Below are 19,911 nucleotides of genomic sequence, written 5' to 3'. Positions count from 1 at the left end.
CGCGCAGTGGCAAGCGGCCATCGCGCGCGTGCTGGCGTGAACCCGCTCTCCGGCCTCGCCCTTGTCGCGGCGCTGGCGCTGCTGCTGGGCGGGTTGTGGCTGTCGCGCCAGCCGGGCGGCAACCGCACCAAGGCCGTGCTGATGATGCTGGCTGGCGTGGTGGTGGCCTTCAACGCCTGGGTGGTCAGCCTGCCGGTGCCCGGCTGAAGCCGCACAGCGCGACGCTGCGACCCTTTGCGCCTGCGACAAACGATGGATTGCGCCGTGCGGTCGCTGCCTTAGTCTTTGCTCACGTTCTGGGGAGGATGGCGATGAAGCGCATTGCAGTGGCAGCGGCGCTGCTTTCGGGATCGATGCTGGCGGCCGGCCTGGCCGTGTCGGGCGGGCCGGGCAGCGGCGCGCGCGGGGTGGATGCGCAGCGGCTGCTGAACGCCCGCAACGAGCCGGGCAACTGGATGACGCACGGCGGCAGCTATGCCGAACAGCGCTTTGCCGATCTCACCCAGATCAATGCCGACAATGTCGGCCAGCTGGGCCTGGCCTGGTATGCCGATCTGCCCACCAATCGTGGCCAGGAAGCGACGCCGATCGTGGTGGATGGCACCATCTACACCACCACCAGCTGGTCCAACGTCATGGCGTTCGATGCCGTCACCGGCCGGTTGAAGTGGCATTACGACCCGCAGGTGGACAAGGCGCGTGGGCACAGCGCCTGCTGCGATGTCGTCAATCGCGGCGTTGCTGTGTGGGGCGGGCAGGTGTTTGTCGCGGCCCTGGATGGCCGGCTGATCGCGCTGGATGCCGGCACCGGCAAGGTGAAATGGTCCACCCAGACCTTCGTCGATACCGCCAAGCCCTACACCATCACCGGCGCGCCGCGCGTGGTGAAGGGGCTGGTGATCATCGGCAATGGCGGCGCCGAACTGGGCGTTCGCGGTTATGTGACGGCGTACGACGCGGTGACCGGCAAGAAGAAATGGCGCTTCTTCACGGTGCCCGGCAACCCCGCCAATGGCCCTGATGGCGAAGTGTCGGACAGCGTTCTGGCCGGCAAGGCCGCGCCGACCTGGTTTGGCGAGTATTGGAAGGGCGGCGGCGGCGGCACCGCATGGGATGCCATCGTCTATGACCAGGAACTGGATCAGCTCTATATCGGTGTCGGCAACGGCAGCCCATGGAATCACCTGATCCGCTCGGAGGGCAAGGGGGACAATCTGTTCCTGTCCTCCGTGCTGGCGCTGAAGCCCGACACCGGCGAGTATCTCTGGCATTACCAGACAACGCCCGGCGACAACTGGGATTATACCGCCACCCAGCCGATCATGCTGTCGACGCTGATGATCGACGGCAAGCCCCGCAAGGTGCTGATGCAGGCGCCCAAGAACGGCTTCTTCTATGTGATCGACCGCGCCAACGGCCAGCTGATCTCGGCCAAGGGCTTTGCAACGCAGACCTGGGCAACGGGCGTCGACCTCAAGACCGGCCGCCCGATCGAGGTGCCGGAAGCGCGCTACCGCACGGCCGGCGCGCTGGTGATGCCCTCGCCGCTGGGCGCCCACAACTGGCACCCGATGAGCTATTCCCCGCGCACCGGGCTGGTCTATCTGCCGGCGCAGGAGATGCCGCAATTCTACGAGAACCAGCCCGGTTTCGAGCGGCGTGAAGGCGCGTGGAACCTCGGCATCGCGCTCGAGCCCGGATCGGTGCCGGACGACCGCGCCCAGTTCAAGGCGATCAAGGCGGCGCTGAAGGGCAAGCTGATCGCCTGGGACCCGGTGGCGCAGAAGCCGGCGTGGGAGATCACCTATGATGGCCCGTGGAACGGCGGCACGCTGGCCACGGCGGGCAATCTGGTGTTCCAGGGCAATGGGCTGGGTGATTTCCAGGCCTTCAATGCCAGCACCGGCACCAAATTGTGGAGCTTCAACGCCCAGACCGGCATCATCGCCCCGCCGGTGAGCTACAGCGTCAAGGGCCAGCAATATGTGGCGGTGATGGCCGGCTATGGCGGTGCCTATCCGTTGACCAGCGGCTTCGATGATCCGCGCGAGGCCCGCAACGGCCGCCTGCTGGTGTTCAAGCTGGGCGGCAAACGCCAGCTGCCCAAGGCGACCCAACCGGTGTTCGCCGCCGCCAATCCGCCGAAGGACGCCTTCACCCCGGCGCAGGTGGCCGAAGGCAGCCGCATCTACAGCGCCAACTGCATGTTCTGCCACGGCCCCGATGCCTATTCGTCGGGCATCCTGCCCGATCTGCGGCGCTCGGCGGTGCTGACCGATGCCGACGCGTGGAAGGCGGTTGTCCATGATGGCGCGCTGAAGGCCAACGGCATGATCGCCTTCAGCCGCTGGTACACGCCGGCGCAGGTGGAGGCGGTGCGCGCCTATGTGGGCGAACAGGCGAGGAAGCTGGCCGCGCGTGAGGCGGAAGCGGGCAAATAGCCCTGCCGGCGGGCCTCAGTTCGTCACTTCTTGCGGCTCAACTCCCGCATGCCGCGATCGAGGCCTTCGAGGGTCAGCGGGAACATGCGGTCGTTCATGATCTCCTTGATCATGCGGATCGACTGGCCGTTCTCCCAATGCTTCTCGGGGATCGGGTTGAACCAGATCGACGAGTGGTAGACATCGAGCATGCGCTGCATCCACACCTCGCCGGGCTCCTCGTTCCAATGCTCGGTGCTGCCGCCGGCATAGCTGATCTCATAAGGGCTCATCGAGGCATCGCCGACGAACACCAACTTGTAGTCGTGCGGGAACTTGTGGAGGATCTCCATGGTCGGCGTGCGCTCGGTCCAGCGGCGCTTGTTGTCCTTCCACAGCGCCTCATAGGGGCAGTTGTGGAAATAGAAGAATTCCAGGTGCTTGAACTCGGACTTGGCGGCCGAGAACAATTCTTCGCACAGCTTGATGTGCGGGTCCATCGAGCCGCCGATGTCGAGCATCAGCAGCAGCTTCACCGCATTGTGGCGTTCGGGCCGCATGACGATGTCGAGCCAGCCCTGCTTGGCGGTGCCGCGGATGGTGGAATCCAGGTCCAGCTCGTCCGCCGCGCCTTCGCGGGCGAAGCGGCGCAGGCGGCGCAGGGCAACCTTGATGTTGCGGGTGCCGAGTTCAACCGTTGAATCGAGATTCTTGAATTCGCGCTTGTCCCACACCTTGACGGCGCTCTGCTTGCGTCCGTCCTTCTGGCCGATGCGCACACCTTCAGGGTTCGAGCCCTGCGCGCCGAACGGCGACTTGCCGGCGGTGCCAATCCACTTGTTGCCGCCCTCGTGGCGCTTCTTCTGCTCCTCCAGCCGCTTCTGGAGGGTTTCCATGAGCTTGTCCCAGCCCATCTTCTCCAGTTCGGCCATTTCCTCAGGCGTGAGGTTCAGCTCGGCCAGCGCCTTGAGCCATTCGGCCGGGATCTCTGTCTCGCCGGTCTCCAGGGTCGGCTCCAGGCCCTTGAACACCTTGGCGAACACCATGTCGAAGCGGTCGAGCAGGCCCTCGTCCTTCACGTAGGTGGCGCGGGCCAGGTAATAGAAATCGGTGATCGAGAAATCGATCGTGTCGCGCTTCATGGCCTCGAGCAGCACCAGATGCTCCTTCATGGAGGCCGGGATCTTCGCGGCGCGCAGCTCTTCGAGAAAGGTGAGGAACATCAATTGGGCCTTGCCTGTTGTGGTCGCGACTGTCGCGCGCCGGCCAGGTGGGCGCAATGCGGAAATTTGTCAGCCGGCCTCGAACCGTGCCTTCTGTTCGGCAAAGGCGGCCTGGAACGCCGGCCGCGCCTCTCCGCGCGCGACATAGGCGGCAAGGCCCGGATAGTCGCCCAGCAGCAGCGTGGCGGCCGGCCGGCGCAGCGCGCTGATCATCATGATATCGCCGGCGCTGAACTCTCCCTCCAGCCAGTCCCGCCCCGTCAGCCAGGCGGCCAGATCATCGAGCCGCTGACGCAGCCGCGCCTCGATCAGGGGCAGGCGCTGCGGGGTCCACGGCCGGTCGCCTTCCAGCAGCACCGCCACCTCGCGCTCGACAATCACCGGCTCCAGCGTGGCGACCGCGGCAAACATCCAGGCGATGGCACGGGCGCGGGCAACGCCGTCGCCGGGCAGCAGGCCGCCATGCACCTCGGCTATGTGCAGCACGATGGCGCCGGACTCGAACAGGGTCAGGCCATCAGCCTCATAGCTGGGGATCTGCCCGAACGGCTGGCGCGCCTTGTGTTCGGGCGTTTTCAGTTGGGCAAAGGACAGCGGGCGGACATCGTGGGGCTGGCCCACTTCGGCCAGCGCCCAGCGCACCGCCATGTCGCGCGCCAGCCCGCGCCCGCGATCCGGCGAGGCGGCAAAGACGCTGACGACGGGCGTCACCCCTTCAATGCCTTCAGTGTGCGATTGGGCGGAATCCTGGTCTCGATGCGGCCGCCTGGATAAAAGGCGCGGATCGGCGCCTGTTCCGGCAGGCCCGCCAATGCCTCGGCCAGCGCTGACACCTCCCAGTGGCCGTCGCCGGTCACCAGCCAGTCGGCGCTCCACGGCTGGTAGAGCGCGACGTCCGGGCCTTCCACGCCGAAGATGCGCCCCGTGAAGCGATTGAGCGGCGAGGCGAGATAGACGACCAGTGGTGAGACATGGTCGGGCAGGTGACGGTCGAAGCCGTCACTCTTCGGCATCAGCTGGTCCACGCTGGGGCTGGCCATCACCATGCGGGTGCGGGCGGCCGGCGCGATGGCATTGGCGCGCACGCCCAGGCTGGCGAGTTCCTGCGCTGCCACAACGGTCAGCGCCGCGATGCCGGCCTTGGCGGCGCAATAGGGGCCGCCATCGGGCATCGGGTGCACCCCCACCGGCGAGGTGGTGTTGATGATGGCGCGTCCTTCCTGCCTGCCCTCCCGCGTCCACAGCGCAGCCGCGTGGTGCACCACGGCGGTGGTGCCCTTCAGGTGCACGGCCGTTTCCAGATCATAATCGGCCTCGGTCAGCGCCGCGAGGCTGGCCGGGCGGTTGATCCCGGCATTGTTGACCACGATGTCGAGCCGGCCGAAGGCGGCGACAGCATCGCTGATGATCGACTCCGCCCCGGCCCAATCGGCGACACTGGCGCGGTTGGCCACGGCACGACCCCCGGCGGCGATGATTTCGGCCACCACCGCGTCGGCCGTGCCCCCCTGTTTTTCATCAGGGCCACCGCCGGTCACCGGTCCACCGAGATCGTTCACCACCACCGCCGCACCGTGGGCAGCCAGCGCCAGCGCGTGGGCCCGGCCCAGCCCGCGCCCCCCGCCTGTCACAATCGCGACCTTGCCCGCCAGAAGCGCCATGGCTGAAATCCTCCTTCAGTATCGGGGGAGAGTGACGGTGGGCCAGTTCACGGGCAAGACCGTGCTAGTGACAGGGGGATCGACCGGCATCGGCAACGCCGCAGCGCGGGGCTTCCTGCGCGAAGGCGCGCGCGTGATCGTCACCGGCACGCGGGCAGACCCGGCCGATTATGCCGGCACCGACGGAGAGCTTGCGGGGCTGGAGTATCACCGGCTCGACCAGGGCGACCTCGATGCCGTTGCGGCCTTCGATCCCGGCATTGATCGACTGGATGCGCTGGTCGTCTCCGGCGCCAAGGTGGCCTACAAGCGCGCCGAGTTTCTGCCTGAAACCTTTGCCGACGTGCTGGCCACCAACCTCACCGGGCCGATGGCGCTGGCGATGAAGTTCCGCGGCGCCTTGGCGAAGGCGAAGGGTAGCATCATCTTCGTCGGCAGCGTCGCCAGCTTCAAGGGCACCATCGGGCAGCCGGCCTATTCGGCCAGCAAGGGCGGCCTCCTCACCCTCACGCGCAGCCTGGCACAGGCGCTGGGCGGGGAGGGGATCAGGGTCAACCTCGTGGCGCCCGGGCTGGTGCGATCGAAGATGACGGCAATCACCTGGGAGCATCCGGACCGGCTGGCTGCCACCGAACGCCAGGTGCCGCTCGGGCGCATCGGCGAGCCGGACGACATTGCCGGTCCGATCCTGTTTCTGGCGTCGGATGCGGCGCGCTATGTCACCGGCACCTCGCTGATCATCGATGGGGGACTTTCGGCATGAACGGCCTCAATGGCTCGAGCTGGGCGCGCGGGCTGACCGTGCTGATCACGGGCGGCACGCAGGGGATCGGCAAGGCGGTGGCCGAACAATTCCTGCGGCTGGGCGCCAAGGTGACGGTCACCGGCACGCGCAGCCATCTTGATTGCTATGCCGATCCGCCCAGCGATGTCGCCTATATCCAGGCCGATCTCACCTGGCCCGAGGCGCGCGCCGAGATCGCGGCGCATTTCGACCGGCTCGACGTGCTGGTCAACAATGCCGGGCGCGGCTCGGCCCGCGAGTATGAGCAGGAGGAGTTCGAATCCGTCATCGACACCAATCTCAACGCCGTGATGGACCTGTCGGTGCGGCTCCACCCGCTGCTGAAGGCGGCGAAGGGCAGCATCGTCAATGTCGGCAGCCTGGCGAGCTTTCTCGCGCTCAAGGAAACCCCGGCCTACACCGCGTCCAAGGCCGGGCTGCTGGGCCTCACCCGCGCGCTGGGTGACAAGTGGGCGACCGACGGCGTGCGCGTCAACCTGGTGGCGCCCGGCTTCATTGCGACGCGCATGACAGAGGGCGCCCGCCAGAACCCGGAGCGCGAGAAGCGGTTGATGAAGGCCATCCCGATGCAGCGCTGGGGCGCACCGGACGAGGTGGCGCAGGCGATCGTCTTCCTCGCCAGCCCGGCGGCCAGCTACATAACCGGCCAGAGCCTCGCCATCGACGGCGGGCTGATGTTGCGCTGAGCCAGCAAACGGCGACGTCAGACGCTGAACCGCTTGACGCCGGGCCGACCGGCCCCTTTTCTATGCCACAAGGGGGGGCGGACAATGGCAAGGAGACAGTGGATGGCAACGGGGCTGCTGCTGGCAGCGGGGCTGGCCAGCGCGCTGGAGGCGGCCCCCAGCGTACCGGTCGAAGTGGCGGAGGCCTCGATCCCCGATCTGCAGGCGGCCCTTGCGGCGGGCACGCTGACATCGCGTCAGCTGGTGGCTGCCTATCTGGCGCGCATCAATGCCTATGACCAGTCGGGCCCGCGGCTGAACAGCCTCGTCACGCTCAACCCAGCGGCACTGGCCGAAGCCGACGCGCTGGACCGGGAGCGCGCCACGAAGGGCCCACGCGGGCCGCTGCATGGCATCCCGGTGCTGGTAAAGGACAATTACGACACGCAAGGCATGCCGACCGCCGGCGGCACGCTGGCGCTGGCCAGCTTGCGACCGGCGCGCGATGCCGAACAGGTGGCGCGGCTGCGCGCTTCCGGCGCCATCATCCTGGGCAAGACGACGATGCAGGAACTGGCGGCCGGCACCATCACCATCAGTTCCCAGACCAACCAGACCCGCAATCCCTATGACCCACAACGCAACCCCGGTGGATCGAGCGGAGGCACCGGCGCTGCCATTGCAGCGAGTTTTGCCGCCGCTGGCATGGGCAGCGACACCTGCGGTTCGATCCGTATCCCGGCGGCCTATCAGAATCTGTTCGGCATCCGCACCACGCGCGGGCTGGCCAGCCGGGCCGGCGTGATGCCGCTGTCTGACACGCAGGACGTGGCCGGGCCGCTGACGCGCAGCGTCGCCGATCTGGCCATCATGCTGGATGCGACCGTGGGCGAGGACAAGGCCGACGCCGTCACCAGGGGCGCCAGCGCCCATGTGCCGAAATCCTATCGCGACGCGCTGCAGCCCGGCGCGCTGAAGGGTGCGCGCATCGGCGTGGTGCGCGCGATGTTCGCGATGAGCCCGGACGATGTCGAAGGCAGGCCGGTCTATGAGAAGGCCATCGCCACGTTGAAGGCCGCCGGCGCCGAGGTGGTGGACATCGCGTTTCCGACGCTCGATGCCCTGCTCGCCGACAGCAGCGCCATCAATTTCGAGTTTCGCGAGGATCTCGCCCGCTATCTCGCCAGCCATCCGGGTGCCCCTGTCGGCTCACTGCAGGCCATCGTGGATGCCGGCCTCAACCACGACCAGCTGGAGGGGCGCTTCCGTGACGCGCTGACGACGCCGGGGCGCGACTCCCAGGCCTACAAGGCGGTGCTGGAAAAGCGGGTGGCGACAAGGGCGGCCACCGATGCGTTGCTGCTGGCCGAGCGGCTGGACGCGCTGCTCTACCCATCGGCACTGGGCCGGCCGCCGCTGATCGGCGCGGAGAATATCGCCAGCAACTGCCGCCTGAGCGCCGTCACTGGCCTACCGGCGCTGGCCTTCCCGGCCGGCTTCACGCCGCGCGGGCTGCCGGTGGGGCTGGAACTGCTCGGCCCGGCCTTCAGCGAGCCGCGCCTACTCGCGCTGGCCTATGGCTGGGAACAGGCAGCCAAGCCCCGCCAGCCGCCGTTCAGCACGCCGCCGCTGGTGGCCGGCAAGCCGCCGGCAATTGCGGCCGGTACGGCCCGCATCGCCGGCGGTCGGGCCGGGGCCGTGCTGTCGTGGCGCTATGATCCGCTCAATGCTCTGCTTCAGGTGACCGCCCGAACCATGGGCGCCGGCCGCAACGCCCCGCATGCGCTGGCGCTGCATCGCACCAGCGACGGACGGCCGGGCCCGGTGCTGGCGCAACTGCTCGGCCCCGGCGAGCGGCAGGGCAAGGCCGAACTCATCCTCGATGCCCGCGCCCGCGCCGATCTGGCGGCGGGCCGGTTGACGGCGCGGCTCTATACGCCGGCCCAACCGCTGGGCGCCGGCGAGACCAGGCTGGGCGCGGCGCCCTAGCCCGGGCCGAAGCACCCGGTCAGGGACTGGCAGACGGCGATGCTGCGGTCGTCGGCGCGGATGGCTCGGCAGCCAGAGGCGGCGGAGGCGGCAGCATGTCGATGAGCACGGCACTGCCGGTGGCCGGCAGCCGGTCTTCGCCGGCGTTGGCGAGCACCGGCTTCATGGCGTCGCCATCGGCCAGCGCATTGGCGGCCAGCGTGGCGGCGGCCAGTGCGGCTGTGCGATCCGCCTCGCTCTGGTTGCGGCCCCGATAGCCAGCGATGCGCTGCGGGCGCACCCCCCAGCGTGACAGCGCCCAGTTGGCATCGTCGAGGCCCGGCAACACCGGCTTGCCGCTGTCATCCGTTTCGACCGTCAACCGCAATTGATTGCTGATCGGCGGCACCACCCGCACCTGCCAGTCGCCTCCAGCCGTCCCGGCGGCGGCTTCGGCGCGGCGATAATCGCCCAGCGTCCAGCCCGGGATGGCGAAGGGCACCAGCTGCACGCTGCGCGCTGCCCGGTTGACCCAAAGCCCTTGCAGCGGCAGGCCGAGCGCCGTGCGGATGGCGGTGAGCGGCGGCGTGTCGCGGGCGATGCCGGCCGCGGTGCGCTGGGCGGCGGCATCCACGATGGCCGACGTGCGCGCGGCAACATCGGCCGCAACCACCTGTTGCAGGTTGATCACCGGCTTCACGCCCCAGCGCCTTTCCAGATCGTCAGCCAACTGCACTTCAGCGCCTTCGTGATAGGTCGGCTCCACCACCACCGCGTCCACGCTCGGCGTGCCGCGCAGGGGCCAGGTCACCTGCAACTGGGCAATGTTGACCTGCCGTATTTCGAGCCGCTGCATCAGCGCTGCACGCACATCGGCCTGCGCGCGGACCTCCAGCGTGACCCGGCGCAGCGTCAGCGCCAGTGGCGCCGCCAGCACCAGAAAGGCGGCGATCCCGGCAGCGATCTGCCCCGGCTTGAAATCCACATGGGTGATCGGCCGCGCCGCCCCGCTGACCCGCGCGACCACGGCAAAGGCAAAGCCGATGGCGGCAAGGTTGGTGAGGAACAGCAGGAAGGCCCCCGCAGCAAAGCCCAGGTTGCCCACCCCAAGGCCATAGCCAACCGTGGCCAGCGGCGGCATCAGCGCGGTGGCAATCGCCACCCCGATGGCGGCGCCGCCGCGCTGCTGCACCGTGGCGTAGGCGCCGGCCATGCCGGAGATGACTGCGATGGCAAGGTCCAGCAGCGTGGGTTCGGTGCGCGCGATGATCTCGGGCGTGGCGTTGTGAATGGGGCTGAGCAGGGTGAGCAGCAGGCCGGTGATGATGCCGATGGCGGCCCCCCAGGCCACCACCTTGGCGGACTCGCGGATCTGTTTGCCATCCAGCGAGGCAAAGCCGAAGCCCAGCGCGGCGATCGGGCTCATCAACGGCGAGATCAACATGGCGCCGATCACCACTGCGGTTGATGACTGCAGCAGCCCGAGCGCGGCAATGCCGGCCGACAGGCCACACATCAGGAGGTAGGACGGGCTGAGCACCGCCTCGTCCCGCACATGGCGGCGCAGATCGCGCCATTCCTCGGCGGTACGGCGGGGAAACACCTCGGTGTGATGCAGGTGGCGGTCGAGGAAGGCCGCCAGCCGATGGCCGATGCGGGCCAGCCGGCCTCCCGGCGCGTCTGTCTCGGTGGCGGGCTCCTCGCTCACGCCTCTGCGTTCTTCGCGGTGCGGGCGCTGAGGCGGCGGGCCAGCCCACCCATGCTGCCGCCCTGCACGATCACCGAGAACAGCACGATCACGAAGGTGGCGGCCAGCAGCGGTGTGCGCTGCGGACTGGGCGGCAGCGCCAGCACCAGCGCGATCGAGATGCCGCCGCGCAGGCCGCCCCACACCAGGATCGGCAGCGCCATCGGCCCCAGATCGATGCGGCGGCTCAGCGCCAGCAGCGGCAGCGAAACCGAGGCGAGCCGGCTGAGCAGCACCAGCGGCAGCAGCGCCAGGCCGAACAGCAGGAACCGCGGTTCACCGGTGATCAGCACCACCTCCAGCCCGATCAGCAGGAACAGCACGGCGTTCAGCACCTCGTCGATCAGTTCCCAGAACTTGATGAGATAGTCGCGGGTGGTGTCGCTCATCGCCGAAGCAACCCCGGCGTTGCCGATAAGGAGCCCGGCCACCGCCATCGCCACCGGACCGCTGACATGCAGCACGGTGGCAAAGCTGTAGCCGGCCATCACCACAGCGAGGCTGATCATCACCTCCACCGCATAATCATCGATGCTGCGCATGGCCCGGAACGCCAGCCAGCCGATCACGCCGCCGAACAGCGCGCCGCCGCCGGCTTCCTGCAGGAAATGCCGTCCCGCTTCGGCCAGGTCGGGCTCGGCGGTGCCGGCCGCAATGCCCAGCAGGATGCCGAACACCACCACGCCCACGCCATCGTTGAACAGGCTTTCGCCGGCCACCGTCGCCTGTAGCGGCGCCGGCATGGCCGCGCGCTTCAGGATGGCCATCACCGCCACCGGATCGGTGGGGCTGATCAGCGCCCCGAACACCAGCGCCCAGATGAGCGGCATGTCCACGCCAAGCAGGCCGGAGAGAAACCACACACCGCCGCCAACCAGCGCCGTGGAGAGCAGTACGCCCACCGTGGCCAGCGCGAAGATCGCCGCCCGGTTGGCCTTCATGTGGGTCCAGTCGACATGCAGGGCGCCGGCAAACAGCAGGAACGACAGCATGCCGTCCATCAGCGTCTCGTGAAAATCGATGGTGCCCAGAAAGGCTTCCAGCATCGCCTGCAGGCCCAGCGCCGGGAACAGGCCGCCCAGCCCCACCACGGCCAGTGCCGACACCGCGCCCATCATGGTGAGGCCAACCGACGAAGGCAGGCCGAGCAGCCGGTGATTGGCATAGCCCAGCACCGCGGCCAGCAGGATCAGGATGGCCGCCACATCGAAGAAGGAGATGCTGCCGGCCATCACTGTGACCGTTGGCCTGCCGCCATCGGCGGCAACATGGAAGACGCGGAGACTCTGGCGACGGCCGTTCGCAACGCGCTTACACTTGGCCGCGCCGGCTCATGAAGGCCAGCCGCTCGAACAGCATGACGTCGGCCTCGTTCTTGAGCAGGGCGCCGTGCAGCGGCGGGATCAGGCTCTTGGTGTCGCGGTTCCTCAGCACGTCGACCGGCAGGTCCTCGTGCATCAACAGCTTCAGCCAGTCGAGCAGTTCCGATGTGCTGGGCTTCTTCTTCATGCCCGGCACCTCGCGCATGTCGAAGAAGATGTTCAGCGCCTCGGCCACCAGTGCGCGCTGGATGTTGGGGTGATGGACGCGCACGATGGCCTCCATCGTCTCGCGGTCCGGGAACTTGATGTAGTGGAAGAAACAGCGGCGCAGGAACGCGTCGGGCAGTTCCTTCTCGTTGTTGCTGGTGATGATGACGATCGGGCGCTGCGTCGCCTTGATGCGCTCGCCGGTCTCGTAGACGTCGAACTCCATGCGGTCGAGTTCGGTCAGCAGGTCGTTGGGAAACTCGATATCGGCCTTGTCGATCTCGTCGATCAGCAGCACGGGCAGCTTCTCGGAGGTGAAGGCCTCCCACATCTTGCCGCGCCGGATGTAGTTGGAAATGTCGGAAACGCGCGGATCGCCAAGCTGGCTGTCGCGCAGGCGGCTGACGGCATCATATTCATAGAGGCCCTGCTGCGCCTTGGTGGTGGACTTCACGTTCCATTCGATCAGCGGCGCATCGAAGGCAGCGGCGATCTGCGCGGCGAGCACCGTCTTGCCAGTGCCGGGCTCGCCCTTCACCAGCAATGGCCGGCGCAGCGTGACGGCGGCGTTGACCGCCACCTTCAGATCATCGGTCGCCACATACCCTTGAGTGCCTTCAAACCGCATCACGTCATCCTTCGCCTTTGGGGCCTTCGCCAATGTGGCCTTCGCTCGTGTGGTGGCACGCTACAGGCGTAACGAATTGCGGCAATAGGTTGAATTGGGGGGTGGGGCGGCTTGCCACTCCACCAGCGGCTGCTAGACACGGCAGCGGCAATTCAGGGGGCGGCTTCATGACGTTGCGGGCGTGCGTGGTGGCGGCAATGATGCTGGCGGCGGCGCCGGCCTTGGCGGATCCTTCGGCGCTGATCAAGTGCGACGGCTATGGCCGCCGGCAGACGCCGGGCGAGCAGGTGGGGCGCGGTATCCTGATCCTCGGCACGCTCGGCCTGTTCGGCAGCGCCGAGAAGGACATGCCCTCGGCACGGCTGACCGGCGATGCCGCCATCGCCGCCTGCACCGAGGCGCTGACCGACCAGCGCACCACCGGCAATCCGGTGCGCCGCGCCGAGGTGCTGATGATGCGCGGCGTGCGCCAGTTCGAGATGGGCCGCTTCGAGGAGGCGATTGCAGATGCCCGTGCAGCGCGCAGCATCGAGCTGACACCACTGGTGCGCGCCCATTTCGATCGCAACGTCGGCCCCGCGACCGTGATGCTGGAAGCCTTTGCCCGACTGTCCCAGAACAATCAGGCCGAAGCGGAAAGACTAGCCTTCCAGGCCGCCAACGCCCGTCCCAATGGCACGTTCCTTGCCGAGGAAGCGCTGCGCATCATGGCGCTGACGCCCGAGGTTCCAGCCGATGAACGGCAATTGCTGGACCGGCTGTCGCGCCTGCTGCCCAACGTGCGCCAGAGCCAGCACCTGGAAGGCGCCGGCGAATGGCCGGCGGCGGCGGCCACCATGCAGCAGCTGGTTTCGATTGCGAGCAAGCCCGGCGTCGTCCTCCTCGCCCGCCAGGCGGCCGTGCAGGCGCTGGCCGGCGACACCGCCGGCGCGGAGGCCACGCTGGCTCGGGTGGGGCAGGATATTGATGAACTTGCGGCAAAGGCCGGCGGTACCGATCAGGCCGCGCAGACCGCTGCCCAGCAGGTCGCCCGTGCCGACGAGCTGGTGCAGCTGGCCAAGGCCCAGATCGCGCTCAACAAGGGCGATGTGGAGGCGGCCAAGGGCTTTCTGGCTGGTCGGCCGCGTTGGCTGTCGCCGGCTTCGTTGACGGCTGCCGTCATCGCCAATGTGCAGGCCAAGGGCGGGGCTGGCGCCGCGCCGGGGGTGGACCCGGCCAAGATCCGCGCTGATGCCACCAAGGTTGCGCGCGACGGGTTGACCGGCAAGGGCGTGCTGAACCTGCTGGTCACCCTGCTGCCGCGCTGGGAAGACCCGGACGTTGCGCAGGATTTCGGCAAGGACATGCTGCCCACCGCCAAGACCATGCAGCCCAAGCCCGCGCGCGATGGCGCGGCCACCCTCATTTCGACCGCGCGGCTGGCAGCGCTTGATACCTCGACGGAAGCACTGCTGGTGGCTGCGGCGCGGGCCTCCGCTGCCAAGGGTCAGGATCGGTTTGCGATCATGCTGAACCTCATCCTGCCCACGACGGCACGACCTGGCCTGTCAACCCGGCTGGGGATAATGGAATATGTGACCCCTGCTGATCCGCTGTTTGCGGCCCAGGCCAACCGGGCCCTGAAGGTAGCGGATATCGAAGCGGCGCTGGGTGGGCAGTATCGCGTGCCGGAACCAGCAAAGCGCTGATCAGCGGTAGGCGTAGACCACTTCGTCGGTCTGGCCGCCGGTGAAGCCGAACATGCTGCCCTTGCTGTCGGCCGATTGCAGGGCCAGCCGCGGCTTGCCGTCGGGGCCGAGGTTGTAATCGCTGACCTGTTCGAAATTGGTCACCTTGATCAGCATGTTCAGCTTGAAATTCTCGCGCGCGCGCACCTTCAGACGGGCCACCCAGGGCTTGCCATCGGTGGTGACGATCACCGCCTCGCCCGACAGGTGGCTGGAGATATCGGCCTTGTCGGCCAGCACCGAGCCCGGCGGCAGCACCGGGATCTTCAGTACCTTGCGGCCATCGTCATCAGTACTGACGTCGGACGCGGCGGCGAGCAAGCTGGCCATGCGATGATAGCCGGGCACCGGGTTGATGGCGGTGGCCTTTCGGAAGGATTTGAGCTGGTTCGCAGAGGGCGGCTTGCCGTTGACGCTGATCAGCGACCAGGCCTTGCCGTCCCAGCGTTCCACCGTGACGGTCTTTTCCTTCATGCCCGGCCCGCGCCGGATGGCCGTTGTGGTACGTTCGAAGGCGACGCCCGAAGGGTTGGCGGCGCGCGCATCGCTGATGATCGCCTCGCGCAGCGGTTCCAGGCGCAACGGATCGGCCGGGGCAGCGGCCACCAGCAGGAAGGCCAGCAGGGGCAGGGCGAGGGTGCGACCTTTTATCATCGTCTTGCCAATACCCTATCGTAAGGAATCATCACAACCGGCAACCACCCCAGAGATGATGGTTGCCGGTCAGCCGTTGTATTGCCGCATCACCTGTTGCGGAATGATGAATGGAGAAACGGCCGCCGTGGGCCCGGATCAATCGGCATTGGCAGCGGCAAGGCCTTCGCTGGCGATGCGCAGGCCGGGGCGTTGGGCCAGCGCCCGGCGGAAATCGGCCGCAGCGCCGGCGCGATCACCCTGTGCGGCGCGCAACTGGCCCGACAGCACCGAAATGGGCAGCGGCCACAGTGGCGGTTCGGCATAGGGCAGATTGGCCTCGATCGCTTCGGCGGCGGCATAGGCCCGCAACGCGCCCGCCGTGTCGCCGCGCGCAATGGCGATACGACCGCGCGCCACGGCATCGGCGATGGCAGCAAATTCCATGGAGCCGCCGCCGCGCCGTCCGCGGCGGGTTGCGGGTTGATCCAGCGCGTCTCGTGCCTGGCGCAGCGCCTTCAGTTCGCCTTCCGCGCCATCGGGATTGCCGCTTTGGGCCAACGCCTCGGCACGCAGGCCATGCCAGGCGATGCCGAGCCGGCGCAGGCGCCGGTCAGGGCGGGGCAGGGCGAGGATTTCTTCTGGTGACAGGAAATGCGCCCGCGTGTGCAGGGCGGTGACGAGCCGCATTTCCAGCCACGGCGACTTTGCGACGTCGGCAGGGCTGATTGCGGCTTCCAGGCCGGCCGCAGCCGCCAGCGCGGTGGCCTTGTCGCCGATCTGCACGGCGGCAGAGGCAAGGAAATGTGTGTGGTGGTTGAAATAGCCGTAGTATTGCGGATCTGCGCCGACCGCGCGGGCATAGGCTTCGTCGGCGGCGATCGCGCTTTTGTTGGCCGCGATGGCCCTATCGAACTGGCCGATGCGATACCAGGTGTGGCTGGGCATGTGCACCATGTGCGGCGCGCCCGGTGCCAGGTCGCCCAGCCGCGCCGCCGGGCCAGCCGCCCTGGCCGGATTGGCGCTGGCTTCGGTGAGGTGGATCAGCAGGTGGATGGCCTGTGGCTGATCGGGCGTGCGGGCCAGAATCTTGTCCACCAGCGCCAGGGCAGTGCCGGCGCGGGCTTTTGGAACCTTGCCGCCGGCTTCCCAATAATCCCAGGGCTGGCTGGTCATGATCGCTTCGGCGGCGAGGATGGCGACAAGGTCGTCATCCGGCCAGCGCTCGGCCAGCGCGATCATCGTATCGGCATAGAGATCGCCATGCACGCCATCCTTGGTGCCACCGGGCGCATGGCGAGCGTGCACGGCCTCCATCAGCGCGCGGTCGCGAGGGGACAGGCGGTTGCTGCCCAGAGCCTGTGCCGTGAGCGCATGGGCCTTGGCGATTGTTTCCGCTGCGATCGGCCCACTGTTGATATAGGGGCCGAGCGCCAATGCCTCGCCCCAACTGCACATGGCGCAATCCGGGTCGCGCCGCCGGGCTTCGCGGAAGCTTTCCAGCGCCTCGTCATAATCAAAACCCCAAAGCTGCCCGAGGCCCTGATCGAAAAAGGCCTGCGCTGCCCGATCGTCTGAAACAGGCATGTGCGCCGGGGTGAGGCCGGGCACCAGCACGATGGCGCCGCGCGCCGCTTCGGCGCCGGTGCCTTCACTTTGGCCACACATGTTGGCCGCCAGCGCGGCAGCCAGCGCGAGATTGGCCGGGGAAGGTGCAGGCGCTGCCGATGTGCAGAGCAGCAGGGTGGTGAGGACAGCGGCAGAGCGGATCATCATGCCGGCAAGACTGGAACAGGCGGCTGGCGTTGGCAACAGCATGTCTGTTGCCAAGCCTGTGGCGGTGTCCACTGACCGGCGCGCGACGCTGGCAGCCGCAAAGCCGAACATCCCCTTGCTGGTCACAAGCAGCACAATGCCGATCGTGACAAGCGGCAGTTGCGGGATGGGTCAGACGTCGAGGAAGGACCGCATCTTGCGGCTGCGGCTCGGGTGCTTGAGCTTCCTGAGGGCCTTTGCCTCGATCTGGCGGATACGTTCGCGGGTGACCGAAAACTGCTGGCCGACTTCTTCCAGCGTGTGATCGGTGTTCATGCCGATGCCGAAGCGCATCCGGAGCACGCGTTCCTCGCGCGGGGTCAGGCTGGCCAATACCCGTGTCACCGTTTCCTTCAGGTTGGAATGGATGGCGGCATCAACGGGAATGACGGCGTTCGGGTCCTGGATGAAGTCGCCGAGATGGCTGTCTTCCTCGTCGCCGATCGGCGTTTCGAGGCTGATCGGCTCCTTGGCGATCTTCATCACCTTGCGCACCTTCTCCAGCGGCATGGACAGCCGCTCGGCCAGTTCCTCCGGCGTCGGCTCGCGGCCGATCTCGTGCAGGATCTGGCGGCTGGTGCGCACCAGCTTGTTGATCGTCTCGATCATGTGCACCGGGATGCGGATGGTGCGGGCCTGATCGGCGATGCTGCGCGTGATGGCCTGCCGGATCCACCAGGTCGCATAGGTCGAGAACTTGTAGCCGCGGCGATACTCGAACTTGTCCACCGCCTTCATCAGGCCGATATTGCCTTCCTGAATGAGATCAAGGAATTGCAGGCCGCGATTGGTGTATTTCTTGGCGATGGAGATGACGAGGCGCAGGTTCGCTTCCACCATTTCCTTCTTGGCGATCCGGGCCTCGCGTTCGCCCTTCTGCACCATGTTGACGATGCGGCGGAACTCGCCGAGGTCAACGCCGGTCGTCTCGGCGATATTGGCCAGCTCGCGGCGGTTCTGCTCCACGCTGGCGCCTTCCGCAGCGGCAAAGGCCGCCCAGCGCTTGTCGAGCCCGGCGATGCGCGAGAGCCAGGCCTCGTCCAGCTCGTTGCCGACATATTCATCGAGGAACGACTTGCGGTTGATGCGGTGGCGATCGGCCAGCCGCAGCATGTTGCCGCCCAACGCCATCAGCCGCTTGTTCTGGGTGTAGAGCGCCTCGACGAGCAGCTCGATCTTGTTGTTGTTGAAATGGATCGACTGCACGCCCCGCGTCAGGTCCTCGCGCAGCTTCTGATATTTGCGCTCTTCGGCGGCAGCAAACGTGCCACTGCCATGCAGGGCCGCCAGTCGTGCATCCTGCAGTTTCTGGAATTTCTTGTAGATGGCGGTGATCTCGGCGAACTTTTCGAGCGCGGCCGGCTTCAGCTGCTCTTCCATCTGGCCCAACGAGAGCCCACCCTCGTCGTCATCTTCCGTCTCGGCCGGCTTGGGCGCGCGCCGCTCGGTGAACTCGTCCTCCTCGTCGGCGGGCGCCGCCTCGGCCTCCGGTTCCTCGTCTTCCTTGAACTGCACCGTGGGCAGGTCGCTGCCTTCGCCGCCTTCCTCTTCTCCTTCCACTGGGTCCTTGGCGAGCATGGCCTCGAGATCGAGGATCTCGCGCAGCTGCATGCGCCCCTCGTTGAGGGCGTTCGACCATTCGATGATGGCAGAGAAGGTCATCGGGCTTTCGCACAGGCCCGCGATCATGGTGTTGCGCCCGGCCTCGATGCGCTTGGCGATGGCGATCTCGCCTTCGCGGGAGAGCAGTTCGACAGCGCCCATCTCGCGCAGATACATGCGCACCGGATCGTCGGTGCGATCGAGCGGCGCCTTGACCGTGGTCACCGGCGCCGGGGCCAGGTCGCCATCGACCGGTTCGGCCTCCGGCTCGTCCTCCTCGACCGGATCGGCTTCCTCGGCGTTGTCTTCGTTCTCGACGATGTTGATGCCCATTTCGTTGATCGCGGACATCACGTCCTCGATCTGCTCGCTGGTCATCTGGTCCTGCGGCAGCGCCTCGTTGATCTCGTCATAGGTGATGTAACCGCGCTTCTTGGCGCGCGCGATCAGCTTCTTGATGTTGGCCTCGTTGAGGTCGATCAGCGGGGCATCGCCATCGCCCTTGGCGTCGGCGGCTTCGTTCACACCAGCTTTGGCCATCCGGTTCCAGGTCCTTCAGTTGCGGCGGCTGCGGCCGCCATCATTATTGCCAACAACGTGGAACGGCCCGCCCGCCGGTTGATCGAACCGGGCGGTGCAGGCCGTAGCTGCGTGCATATTATACACCGCCTCTACGCCTCCCGCCGCGATTCCGCCAGCTTCATCATCGCCGCATCCAGCGCCTCGATCTCTTCGCGCAGCGCCTGCTGCGCCGCGTAATCCTCCTCCGACAGGCTGGCCTGGAACCGCAGGGTCGCCTCGCCCAGCGCCTGCACCAGCCCAGCCCGAGCCGTCGCCTCGGCCAGCGCCATGGCAAAATCGGTCGCCGCCACGGCATCCGGCGCATCGGCCCTTGTGAACGAAAGGGTCAGCCGATTGGCCTGGCGGACCCGTGCTGCAACGCCGGCCAGCCCCGCCAGTCCAAGATGGGCATCGAGATCGGCGGCTGCAAGGCCATCCCCGGCACGCTCGATCAACAGGGCGAGCAGCGCCGCTTCGTCCGCATCGGTCGGGCGCAGCGCGGCCAGCGCATCGCCATGGGCGTCGGCCAGCGCCGGCCGCAGCAGTAACCCGGCCAGCAGCGCGCCCAGCCGTGGGTCGCGCCCGGTCGCGACCAGGGCCTTCAGCGCCGGGGAGGCGCCGGGCAACGGTGGCTGCCACTTTTCGCCCGGCTTGCGCGGCTGCCAGGGCCGGCCCGGTTGCTGCCATGCCGGGCGCTCCGGCCGGGCCATGAACGCCGCCTCGAACCGGCGGTTCAGCTCGGCCTGATAGAGGCCGCGCACATCAGGATCGGCGATGCTGGCCGCGGCCTCACGCAGCCGCATCCGGGCCTGCGCGCGGCGCTCTGGCGTGGCCGTCTCCAGCCCGGCGGTCTCGCTGGCCCACAGATGGTCGATCAACGGCACGGCCGCCGCGAGCACCGCCTCGAAGGCGGCGGCGCCGCCGCTG

General features: G+C 67.6%; 15 protein-coding genes and 1 pseudogene. 6 read left to right on the top strand and 10 right to left on the bottom strand.

The genetic code is table 11. From position 1 onward, the window contains the following. Together GJV64_RS02440 and GJV64_RS02435 are read left to right on the top strand one after the other, a co-directional pair. On the top strand, positions 1-207 hold a 207-nt coding region (locus GJV64_RS02440; RefSeq protein ID WP_164155701.1), incomplete at its 5' end, for a hypothetical protein. A 98-nt stretch (positions 208-305) separates the two neighbouring features. Beyond that, the gene (locus GJV64_RS02435) at positions 306-2,441 is read left to right on the top strand and encodes a PQQ-dependent dehydrogenase, methanol/ethanol family (RefSeq protein WP_164155700.1); all 2,136 of its coding nucleotides are present in this window, start codon (positions 306-308) and stop codon (positions 2,439-2,441) included. Positions 2,442-2,464: 23 nt separating this feature from the next. On the opposite strand, the gene GJV64_RS02430 is transcribed toward GJV64_RS02435, so the two are convergent. The 3 genes from GJV64_RS02430 to GJV64_RS02420 all read right to left on the bottom strand — a co-directional run bounded on the left by GJV64_RS02430 (position 2,465) and on the right by GJV64_RS02420 (position 5,304). Next, positions 2,465-3,643, bottom strand: coding sequence for a vWA domain-containing protein (locus tag GJV64_RS02430; RefSeq protein ID WP_164155699.1), 1,179 nt, complete (start codon positions 3,641-3,643; stop codon positions 2,465-2,467). A 69-nt stretch (positions 3,644-3,712) separates the two neighbouring features. Then, on the bottom strand, positions 3,713-4,354 hold the full coding sequence (locus tag GJV64_RS02425) for a glutathione S-transferase family protein (protein WP_164155698.1): 642 nt from the start codon (positions 4,352-4,354) through the stop codon (positions 3,713-3,715). Continuing rightward, a complete protein-coding gene (locus tag GJV64_RS02420; RefSeq protein ID WP_164155697.1) occupies positions 4,351-5,304 on the bottom strand; it encodes an SDR family NAD(P)-dependent oxidoreductase in 954 nt (317 codons plus the stop codon). The genes GJV64_RS02425 and GJV64_RS02420 overlap by 4 nt, the downstream gene beginning before the upstream one ends. Between GJV64_RS02420 and GJV64_RS02415 the strand changes: the two genes are divergently transcribed. From GJV64_RS02415 to GJV64_RS02405, 3 genes are all read left to right on the top strand, one after another. Beyond that, positions 5,303-6,067: an SDR family NAD(P)-dependent oxidoreductase gene (locus GJV64_RS02415; RefSeq protein WP_164155696.1), complete on the top strand. Its 765-nt coding sequence runs from the start codon at positions 5,303-5,305 to the stop codon at positions 6,065-6,067. The two genes, GJV64_RS02420 and GJV64_RS02415, sit on opposite strands and share 2 nt — an antisense overlap. After that, positions 6,064-6,795: an SDR family NAD(P)-dependent oxidoreductase gene (locus GJV64_RS02410; protein WP_164155695.1), complete on the top strand. Its 732-nt coding sequence runs from the start codon at positions 6,064-6,066 to the stop codon at positions 6,793-6,795. Before GJV64_RS02415 ends, GJV64_RS02410 begins: the two co-directional genes overlap by 4 nt. Before the next feature lie 102 nt (positions 6,796-6,897). Continuing rightward, positions 6,898-8,763, top strand: coding sequence for an amidase family protein (locus GJV64_RS02405; RefSeq protein WP_235927565.1), 1,866 nt, complete (start codon positions 6,898-6,900; stop codon positions 8,761-8,763). Between the two features lie 19 nt (positions 8,764-8,782). Here GJV64_RS02405 and GJV64_RS02400 read toward each other — a convergent pair whose 3' ends face one another. The 3 genes from GJV64_RS02400 to GJV64_RS02390 all read right to left on the bottom strand — a co-directional run bounded on the left by GJV64_RS02400 (position 8,783) and on the right by GJV64_RS02390 (position 12,646). Further along, positions 8,783-10,450 (bottom strand): DUF389 domain-containing protein, encoded by a 1,668-nt coding sequence (locus GJV64_RS02400; RefSeq protein ID WP_164155693.1) that lies wholly within the window; start codon positions 10,448-10,450, stop codon positions 8,783-8,785. Beyond that, positions 10,447-11,721, bottom strand: coding sequence for a cation:proton antiporter (locus GJV64_RS02395; RefSeq protein ID WP_164155692.1), 1,275 nt, complete (start codon positions 11,719-11,721; stop codon positions 10,447-10,449). Before GJV64_RS02395 ends, GJV64_RS02400 begins: the two co-directional genes overlap by 4 nt. A gap of 79 nt (positions 11,722-11,800) precedes the next feature. Then, positions 11,801-12,646: an AAA family ATPase gene (locus tag GJV64_RS02390; RefSeq protein WP_164155691.1), complete on the bottom strand. Its 846-nt coding sequence runs from the start codon at positions 12,644-12,646 to the stop codon at positions 11,801-11,803. A gap of 167 nt (positions 12,647-12,813) precedes the next feature. On the opposite strand from GJV64_RS02390, the gene GJV64_RS02385 reads away from it, so the two are divergent. After that, positions 12,814-14,334 carry an ATP-binding protein gene (locus GJV64_RS02385; protein ID WP_164155690.1) on the top strand — a complete coding sequence of 507 codons (1,521 nt, stop codon included), beginning with the start codon at positions 12,814-12,816 and terminating at the stop codon, positions 14,332-14,334. Here GJV64_RS02385 and GJV64_RS02380 read toward each other — a convergent pair whose 3' ends face one another. From GJV64_RS02380 to GJV64_RS02365, 4 genes and pseudogenes are all read right to left on the bottom strand, one after another. After that, positions 14,335-15,027 carry a hypothetical protein gene (locus tag GJV64_RS02380; RefSeq protein ID WP_164155689.1) on the bottom strand — a complete coding sequence of 231 codons (693 nt, stop codon included), beginning with the start codon at positions 15,025-15,027 and terminating at the stop codon, positions 14,335-14,337. Between the two features lie 138 nt (positions 15,028-15,165). Next, on the bottom strand, positions 15,166-16,824 hold the full coding sequence (locus GJV64_RS02375; RefSeq protein ID WP_164155688.1) for a hypothetical protein: 1,659 nt from the start codon (positions 16,822-16,824) through the stop codon (positions 15,166-15,168). A 129-nt stretch (positions 16,825-16,953) separates the two neighbouring features. Beyond that, positions 16,954-18,963: an RNA polymerase sigma factor RpoD gene (rpoD, locus tag GJV64_RS02370; RefSeq protein ID WP_164155687.1), complete on the bottom strand. Its 2,010-nt coding sequence runs from the start codon at positions 18,961-18,963 to the stop codon at positions 16,954-16,956. A gap of 131 nt (positions 18,964-19,094) precedes the next feature. Continuing rightward, positions 19,095-19,911: pseudogene (locus GJV64_RS02365) on the bottom strand (DNA primase); the annotation flags it as partial.

Source organism: Sandarakinorhabdus rubra (assembly GCF_010994245.1).
Lineage (GTDB): Bacteria > Pseudomonadota > Alphaproteobacteria > Sphingomonadales > Sphingomonadaceae > Sandarakinorhabdus > Sandarakinorhabdus rubra.
This window is presented reverse-complemented; position numbering and strand designations above follow the sequence as displayed.

Bases quoted from the DNA above. Each gene is read 5' to 3' on its own strand.
- GJV64_RS02420 (WP_164155697.1), bottom strand. From the start codon at position 5,304: ATGGCGCTTCTGGCGGGCAAGGTCGCGATTGTGACAGGCGGGGGGCGC.
- GJV64_RS02415 (WP_164155696.1), top strand. From the start codon at position 5,303: ATGGCTGAAATCCTCCTTCAGTATCGGGGGAGAGTGACGGTGGGCCAG.
- GJV64_RS02430 (WP_164155699.1), bottom strand. From the start codon at position 3,643: ATGTTCCTCACCTTTCTCGAAGAGCTGCGCGCCGCGAAGATCCCGGCC.
- GJV64_RS02405 (WP_235927565.1), top strand. From the start codon at position 6,898: ATGGCAACGGGGCTGCTGCTGGCAGCGGGGCTGGCCAGCGCGCTGGAG.
- GJV64_RS02410 (WP_164155695.1), top strand. From the start codon at position 6,064: ATGAACGGCCTCAATGGCTCGAGCTGGGCGCGCGGGCTGACCGTGCTG.
- GJV64_RS02380 (WP_164155689.1), bottom strand. From the start codon at position 15,027: ATGATAAAAGGTCGCACCCTCGCCCTGCCCCTGCTGGCCTTCCTGCTG.
- rpoD (WP_164155687.1), bottom strand. From the start codon at position 18,963: ATGGCCAAAGCTGGTGTGAACGAAGCCGCCGACGCCAAGGGCGATGGC.
- GJV64_RS02435 (WP_164155700.1), top strand. From the start codon at position 306: ATGGCGATGAAGCGCATTGCAGTGGCAGCGGCGCTGCTTTCGGGATCG.
- GJV64_RS02385 (WP_164155690.1), top strand. From the start codon at position 12,814: ATGACGTTGCGGGCGTGCGTGGTGGCGGCAATGATGCTGGCGGCGGCG.
- GJV64_RS02395 (WP_164155692.1), bottom strand. From the start codon at position 11,721: ATGGCCGGCAGCATCTCCTTCTTCGATGTGGCGGCCATCCTGATCCTG.
- GJV64_RS02375 (WP_164155688.1), bottom strand. From the start codon at position 16,824: ATGCTGTTGCCAACGCCAGCCGCCTGTTCCAGTCTTGCCGGCATGATG.
- GJV64_RS02390 (WP_164155691.1), bottom strand. From the start codon at position 12,646: ATGCGGTTTGAAGGCACTCAAGGGTATGTGGCGACCGATGATCTGAAG.